This window comes from Dysgonomonas sp. HGC4 (assembly GCF_001261715.1).
Lineage (GTDB): Bacteria > Bacteroidota > Bacteroidia > Bacteroidales > Dysgonomonadaceae > Dysgonomonas_A.
Map to the genome: position 1 here is coordinate 38,936 of NZ_CVRU01000059.1, position 6,626 is coordinate 45,561.

Here is a 6,626-nt window from a genome sequence, read left to right on the forward strand (position 1 = left end):
TCCTTGTTTGTCTAAAAATTACCAGTTTTCTCCTACAAGGTTTATGTGAACGCTAATGTTATATTTTTATATGCGACGCTTCGCTTTTATGTTATTGGCAAAGATATAAATAATTCTTTTTTAATTACTTCTAATCTAATAGATTTGCTTTTAACTTTTTTATATATTTGTTAGTGATAAACTTAACAGACTCAATATGATTAAATCAAATACTCGAGGTTCAGAATGGAGGAAATGGGATTTGCACATTCATTCTAACGCTTCTGACGGGAATGGAAGTCCATCAGATATAATTGACGCTGCAATAAATAGAGGTTTATCTGCAATCGCAATAACAGACCATCATACAGTTGATAATTTAGATGAAATTAAGCAGATTGGTCGCGAAAAAGGGGTATTAGTAGTTTCGGGTATTGAATTTAGAACAGAATATGGAGCTAAATCTGTACATATGATTGGTCTGTTTCCAGATTATCATGATGGAGTTAAATTGGATGCAAAAGCTATTGAAGATTTCATCCTAAGCCCTCTTTGCTTGTCAAAAACACATATTATTTCTTTAGGTCGAAGAAACAAACCAAAAGAGAACTTGACAGACGAACAAGCTTTTAAAGAAGGGATGTTTCTTTGTCAAGTAGACTTCAAAGATGCTGCAAATTTAATTAGAAAACATGGAGGTATTATATCTGTACATGCTGGTTCTAAGGCGAATTCTATCGATGAAGAAATTAAACATCAAGGAAAATCTACAAAAAATGTTCAAGAGTTGTATGATTCTTTAGGAACATTAAAGGAGGAATTGTTAAATGGGTATGTTGATATTTGTGAAATTCGAAAAGAAAATGATAGTGAAAGCTTTTACCTAAAAACATTTGGGCTTCCATCAATTATTGCATCGGATGCTCATAGAATAGACGAAATTGGGAACAAGTTTGTTTGGATAAAAGCAGATTTATCGTTCGAAGGGTTGAAACAGATAATATATGAGCCAGAACAAAGAGTAAAAATTCAGGAGTCCGAACCTGATACAAAGGAAAATCACTTAGCTATTGATTCTGTTAAATTTCATTGTTCAGATAATACATTTACTGACAGTTCTATTTACTTTAATCGTAACTTGAATGTCATTATAGGAGGGAAATCTTCTGGAAAATCATTATTGTTAACATGTATTGCAGAAGTTTTAAGAGGAAATACTGATTTGAGGACAAAATACGATCTTCAAGATAAGGTGAAAGATTTTGATTTTGAAGTAAAGTTAGTATCAACTGAATTAAGTGATAAGTTGAGTAATCATAAAGGTGTACGTAAGGCTAGTATTATTCCAGAGATAAAATATATTTCTCAGAATGAATTAGCAACATTAGCAGACCATCAAATAAAAAAAATAAGTAATCAACTAAATAAATTAGTGAGGGGATTGCTAAGAGAGGATTCTGATACAAACTTGTATTATGAAAACTTTCTTCAAAATGTCAAGGCTTTTGATAAAGAGCGAGAAGATATTATAAATAAATATTTTGAAATATTAGAGACGAAACAAGCACTCCAAACTAATATTTTCGAATTAGGACAAAAGAATGTTATAGAAGTTGCAATAAAAGAAAAGCAAGATGCGATAAAAATAGTTACAGATAAAATAGGGTTTGTTGAAGAGGAAAAAAAACAATATGAAGAAATAAAGCTAGCAATAGATAGTAAACAAAAAGAATTAGAACAGTTAAAAAAAGAATCTTTATTAATAATAAATTTCTTCTCCAATAGCGAAAACTCTTTAAAAGAAATAAATGCGGAAAAAGAAAGACTAGTTCATAGTACTAGCTCAAATTTATTAGACGCTCTAAAAGAGCCTTTGACAACTTTAAATAATATCTTGAGTTCTTTCTTTAAAATAAATTCGGAAAATGAGATTCAAAAAATTGTAGATAATCTATTCTCTAAAATAAATGAAGAAATAGGAATATTAAATGAAAAGCTGAAACCTTTTTTGAGTAAGATTGAGAATCAAAAAATATTAGAAGAACTCGAGAATACTCTAAAAAATCAAACCGCTAAAAAGAAGGAGATTGAGAAAAAGGAAAAAGAATTGGTAGATATAGAGACTAAATTATCTGAAACGAAGGAACTGTTGCTCCAATCCTTTAGAAATACTCATACAGAATATACAAAATTGATTCAAAATTTCGGAACGAGATGTTCTTTATTGCAGGATGACAAATTGTCTATAACAGGAAAAACCTTTTATAACTTCTCTAAGTTTAGAAAAGCGGTTATACAACACATAAGTGGAAGGAAGAATAGCAACTGGGATTATACAAAATATCCAGTATTGAATGATAAAATGTCTAGTATGTCATCGGAGGATGCAAATTTGGATAATATCTTATTATTTTCTCTTAGCAATTTATTTGATGCAGTAATAGCGGGAGATTATTCTCTTAATCAATCGACCTCCTCAAAGAATTTCTTAAAACTAATATTTGATGACTACTTTTATGATTATTGGAATGTAGAGTATCAAGGAGACAATTTAGGTAAAATGTCCGCAGGTAAAGCCAGTTTTGTTATTTTAATGCTTATTGTAGGTCTTAGTAAATCAAAATCACCACTATTAATAGATCAACCAGAAGATAATTTAGACAATCGTTCTATTTCTACAGATTTAGTTAATTACATTAGAAGTAAAAAAATAGAAAGACAAATTATTCTAGTGACTCACAATCCTAATATAGTTGTAAATGCTGATGCAGAGAATATTATTGTAGCGGACCAAAGGGGACAAGATAATAATTCTACCTGTCTTTTTCAATTTAATTATATCAATGGTGCAATAGAAGATACCAAACCTAAAGATATATCTGTCACTGATACTTTAAATAGTATGGGGATTCGAGAGCATATCACGGAAATAGTAGAAGGTGGAGAAGAGGCATTTTTGAAAAGAGAACGAAAATATAATTTTAAGAGATAAGAATTATTTAAGTCAAACTAAAAGATTACATTATGGAAGCAAAAGTACAGTACAATGATTTTAAAGGCACAGTAGCTGCTGATGGTATTGACCCGCATAGTGCAGGCGTATTAGTGCAGTTTTTGGAGGAGAAAGGAATCGATACAGAAAGGTATAATCCAGTAGGATTCGATTTTTATACAGGAGAGAGAGAATATTGTAGTTTTAGTATTATTTGTATAGACAATCAAGAGCAAAATCTCGTTAAATTTGGTTTTGAGAAAAAACAAACACTACAAGAATTTTTTAATTTATTTAAACGATTTAATGTTATTGGCATTAGCAAATATGCTAGAATTGAAGGGTTAGAGTTAAAACCTGAAAGTATAATGATTGAAGATAGAGAATAATCTATCCCTCAAATCATCCCTCTTTAAAAATAAAAAAGCTTATAATTAATCGATTATAAGCTTTTTTTGTACTCGGAGCGGGACTTGAACCCGCACAACCATATGGTCACAAGATTTTAAGTCTTGCGTGTCTACCATTCCACCATCCGAGCAGCCTATGAGCGAAAGACGGGATTCGNNCAACTGAGCTACTTTCGCAAAATGAAGATCTACTTTCGTTTGTCGTTACAAACTACTTCGGTAAATGCGAGTGCAAATGTAGAATCTTTTTTTGATTTGACAAACAAATTTGTCACTTTTTAAACATTGCTCAGTATTTATTATTCCAATCTATACTGGTTGTTAGGCTTAGTGTCCTATTCCTCAAAGTAATAAATGAAAGATGAAATTCATTAATTTCTTATTCTAAATAAATAGCCTTCGCGCATTACTCTATAAGCTTTCAGGAATTCAGTTCCGGGGTCAGAGATTGCTTTGCCTGTACCATCTGCAATGTTATAGATTGTTTTGCACTTGGGGCATTGAGCGTGTAAGCGGTTACTCAATACTTGTATTTCGTTTTTGAGAGGAGCTTCGTTAGGGCAGCAAGCATCATAAGCGTATATCCACGAGGCATCTAAGTTGCTGATGGCTATAACTCCTGCATATCCAGCATTGGGGTATTTTTTTGAATAGAATGGGTTATTAAAGTCATTTTCGAGTTGAGTTTGTATATCTATAATAACCGTTTTGTAAGGTATAGAGCTATTTTTATTCTCTTCTTTAGCGCAAGCTGAGAATAAGATGATAGCAGATAGTGTAAATATATATTGAAGTATTCTTATCATTATTTTAAAATGTTGTCTATTAATTGTAATTCTTCTGCTGAAAAGTGAGGATTGTTTAGAGCGGCAATATTATCCTTAAGTTGCTTCACTGAACTTGTACCCAATATAACGGAAGTTGTATAAGGATTGTTTAATACCCATACTAGAGCCATTTCAGCAAGAGTTTGATTGCGTTTTAGGGCTAACTCATTTAATAGTTTCGATTTCTCAATAGCTTCGGATGTAACCTGATCTTGTTGAAGAAAACCGCTTGCTTTTGCTGCTCGCGAATCTTGAGGAATACCGTTCAGGTACTTATTAGTGAGTAGTCCTTGTGCCAAGGGGGAGAATGCAATAAATCCGCTACCCTCGTCATGTGTTAGTTGTAGCATTTTCTCCTCTACATTGCGGACAAACATATTGTAACGATCTTGATAGATAAGGCAAGGAACATTATTTTCGTTTAATATTCTGAATGCTTCCTTTGCCATTTCGTACGGATACTTTGATAATCCTATATACAAAGCTTTTCCTTGTCGTACTATGTCGACTAAAGCCATCATCGTTTCTTCAACGGGAGTTTCGCTATCGTATCGATGACTGTAAAAGATATCAAAATACTCCAAGCCTGTTCGTTTCAAACTTTGGTTGATGCTTGCCATAATATATTTACGTGATCCTCCGTCTCCGTATGGACCATTCCACATAAGATGTCCTGCTTTAGACGAAACAATCATTTCATCGCGATGTGTAAATAAATCATTCTTAAGAACCTTTCCGAAAGTTTCCTCTGCACTTCCCGGAGGTGGTCCGTAGTTATTTGCCAAGTCGAAATGAGTTATACCCTGTTCGAAAGCATAGAGCAACATTTCACGAGAATTATTATAATCGTCAATTGCTCCAAAGTTATGCCATAAACCTAAGGAAAGGATAGGAAGCTTTAATCCGCTGTTTCCACAAAACTTGTATTCCATACACTTTTAATTTTATAGAGTAACAAATGTAAAAAATCTAAATAAGAACACCGTTGTGAAGATATTTAAAATATAATAATACCAATAATTTAGGCAGACTTAATATCTTTGTATTCAGTAAAAAAGGAAAAAGGCTTAATGATTTACTTTTAGAAGTGTTTTAAAGAAGCTGAAGAATGAGGTAGATTTTCCACTATTTAGATAAGATATGTCATTAGAATTATTCACGTTTGTTTTATTTCTGGGAGCTATAGCTGCCGGTTTTCTGGGTTCTCTTACGGGGCTTGGAGGTGGGGTCGTAGTAATCCCATTACTTACTTTAGGTTTTGGAGTTGATATGCGTTATGCTATTGGTGCAGCTTTAGTCACGTCGATCGCAAGTTCGTCGGGTGCCGCTGCCGCTTACATTAAAGAGGGTATAACGAATGTTAGAATAGGTATGTTCTTGGAAATAGCAACTACTACGGGTGCGGTTTTGGGAGCTGTTATTGCTATTTGGTTAGATAAAAAATATATCGCTCTTATTTTTGGTTGTGTGCTGATCTTTTCTGCAATACGAACTATAAGTAAGAAAGAAGAAAAAATAGACCCTTCTGCGCCTAGTGATAAGTTAGCCGAGAAACTCAAGTTAAACGGTTCTTATCCTACTAAAGAAGGAGTTGTAGATTATAAAGTTCAGAATGTTGCTGCTGGTTACTCTTTGATGACCTTAGCCGGAGTTTTATCGGGTTTATTAGGTATTGGTTCAGGAGCATTAAAGGTATTGGCTATGGATACTGCCATGAAAATACCTTTTAAGGTGTCTACAACTACAAGTAACTTTATGGTGGGGGTAACTGCTGCCGCTAGTGCTGTTGTTTACTTACAGAGAGGCTATATCGATCCGGGATTGGCAATGCCTATTGTGGTAGGGGTTCTGCTTGGTGCTTTCTTCGGTTCAAAACTATTGCCGAAAGTAAATGTCAAAAAACTTAGATTGTTATTCAGTATTGTAATCTTCTTTTTGGCAATATCAATGATGTATAATGGTTTAACCGGTAAATTGTAAGAGAGATGAAACATATATTTTCAAGAGAGTTTTGGGGCGAACGCGATGTTGAACAATACATCGGTAAGCTGTTGCGCTATGGAGTAATGTTATCATGTGCAATTACTATATTCGGTGGAATCATTTATCTTTATCAGCATAAAGGTGTTATGGTCGATTATAGTCCTGTTCCTACGGGAATGGCGTTTGGTGTAGATGAGTATTTACGAGAATTGAATACTATATTTCCCCGAATGCTCGATTTTGATGGTGCAGCTATCGTTCAATTCGGAGTACTTGTACTTATTGCTACTCCTATAATTCGGGTTGCCTTTTCGGCATTCTCTTTTCTGATTGAGAAAGACTATTTGTATGTAGTTATTACATTAATTGTTTTGGCTATAATTTTAGCTAATATGTTTTTAGGACTTCATTGAGTTTCTAAAGAAGATTTTATAT

6 protein-coding genes and 1 tRNA gene are annotated in these 6,626 nt (G+C 33.3%); 4 read left to right on the forward strand and 3 right to left on the reverse strand.

What is annotated here, in order from left to right:
- Positions 1-196 precede the first annotated feature (196 nt).
- Positions 197-2,971, forward strand: coding sequence for a TrlF family AAA-like ATPase (locus tag HGC4_RS06055; protein ID WP_050709234.1), 2,775 nt, complete (start codon positions 197-199; stop codon positions 2,969-2,971).
- A gap of 32 nt (positions 2,972-3,003) precedes the next feature.
- Positions 3,004-3,360: a hypothetical protein gene (locus HGC4_RS06060; RefSeq protein ID WP_050709235.1), complete on the forward strand. Its 357-nt coding sequence runs from the start codon at positions 3,004-3,006 to the stop codon at positions 3,358-3,360.
- A 69-nt stretch (positions 3,361-3,429) separates the two neighbouring features.
- On the opposite strand, the gene HGC4_RS06065 is transcribed toward HGC4_RS06060, so the two are convergent.
- From HGC4_RS06065 to HGC4_RS06075, 3 genes are all read right to left on the reverse strand, one after another.
- A tRNA-Leu gene (locus tag HGC4_RS06065) sits at positions 3,430-3,512 on the reverse strand.
- Between the two features lie 240 nt (positions 3,513-3,752).
- Positions 3,753-4,187, reverse strand: a complete 435-nt coding sequence (locus tag HGC4_RS06070) for a Rieske (2Fe-2S) protein (RefSeq protein ID WP_050709236.1) — start codon at positions 4,185-4,187, stop codon at positions 3,753-3,755.
- Complete coding sequence (locus HGC4_RS06075; protein WP_050709237.1) at positions 4,187-5,140, reverse strand: aldo/keto reductase; 954 nt, start codon at positions 5,138-5,140, stop codon at positions 4,187-4,189. The genes HGC4_RS06070 and HGC4_RS06075 overlap by 1 nt, the downstream gene beginning before the upstream one ends.
- A 208-nt stretch (positions 5,141-5,348) precedes the next feature.
- On the opposite strand from HGC4_RS06075, the gene HGC4_RS06080 reads away from it, so the two are divergent.
- Both HGC4_RS06080 and HGC4_RS06085 read left to right on the forward strand, forming a co-directional pair.
- Positions 5,349-6,188: a sulfite exporter TauE/SafE family protein gene (locus tag HGC4_RS06080; RefSeq protein ID WP_050709238.1), complete on the forward strand. Its 840-nt coding sequence runs from the start codon at positions 5,349-5,351 to the stop codon at positions 6,186-6,188.
- Between the two features lie 5 nt (positions 6,189-6,193).
- Positions 6,194-6,604, forward strand: coding sequence for a DUF1634 domain-containing protein (locus HGC4_RS06085; protein ID WP_050709239.1), 411 nt, complete (start codon positions 6,194-6,196; stop codon positions 6,602-6,604).
- The last annotated feature ends 22 nt before the right edge of the window (positions 6,605-6,626 follow it).

What these genes read in the sequence shown, in the direction of transcription:
- HGC4_RS06060 (WP_050709235.1), top strand. Translation starts at nt 3,004, where the DNA reads ATGGAAGCAAAAGTACAGTACAATGATTTTAAAGGCACAGTAGCTGCT.
- HGC4_RS06085 (WP_050709239.1), top strand. Translation starts at nt 6,194, where the DNA reads ATGAAACATATATTTTCAAGAGAGTTTTGGGGCGAACGCGATGTTGAA.
- HGC4_RS06055 (WP_050709234.1), top strand. Translation starts at nt 197, where the DNA reads ATGATTAAATCAAATACTCGAGGTTCAGAATGGAGGAAATGGGATTTG.
- HGC4_RS06075 (WP_050709237.1), bottom strand. Translation starts at nt 5,140, where the DNA reads ATGGAATACAAGTTTTGTGGAAACAGCGGATTAAAGCTTCCTATCCTT.
- HGC4_RS06080 (WP_050709238.1), top strand. Translation starts at nt 5,349, where the DNA reads ATGTCATTAGAATTATTCACGTTTGTTTTATTTCTGGGAGCTATAGCT.
- HGC4_RS06070 (WP_050709236.1), bottom strand. Translation starts at nt 4,187, where the DNA reads ATGATAAGAATACTTCAATATATATTTACACTATCTGCTATCATCTTA.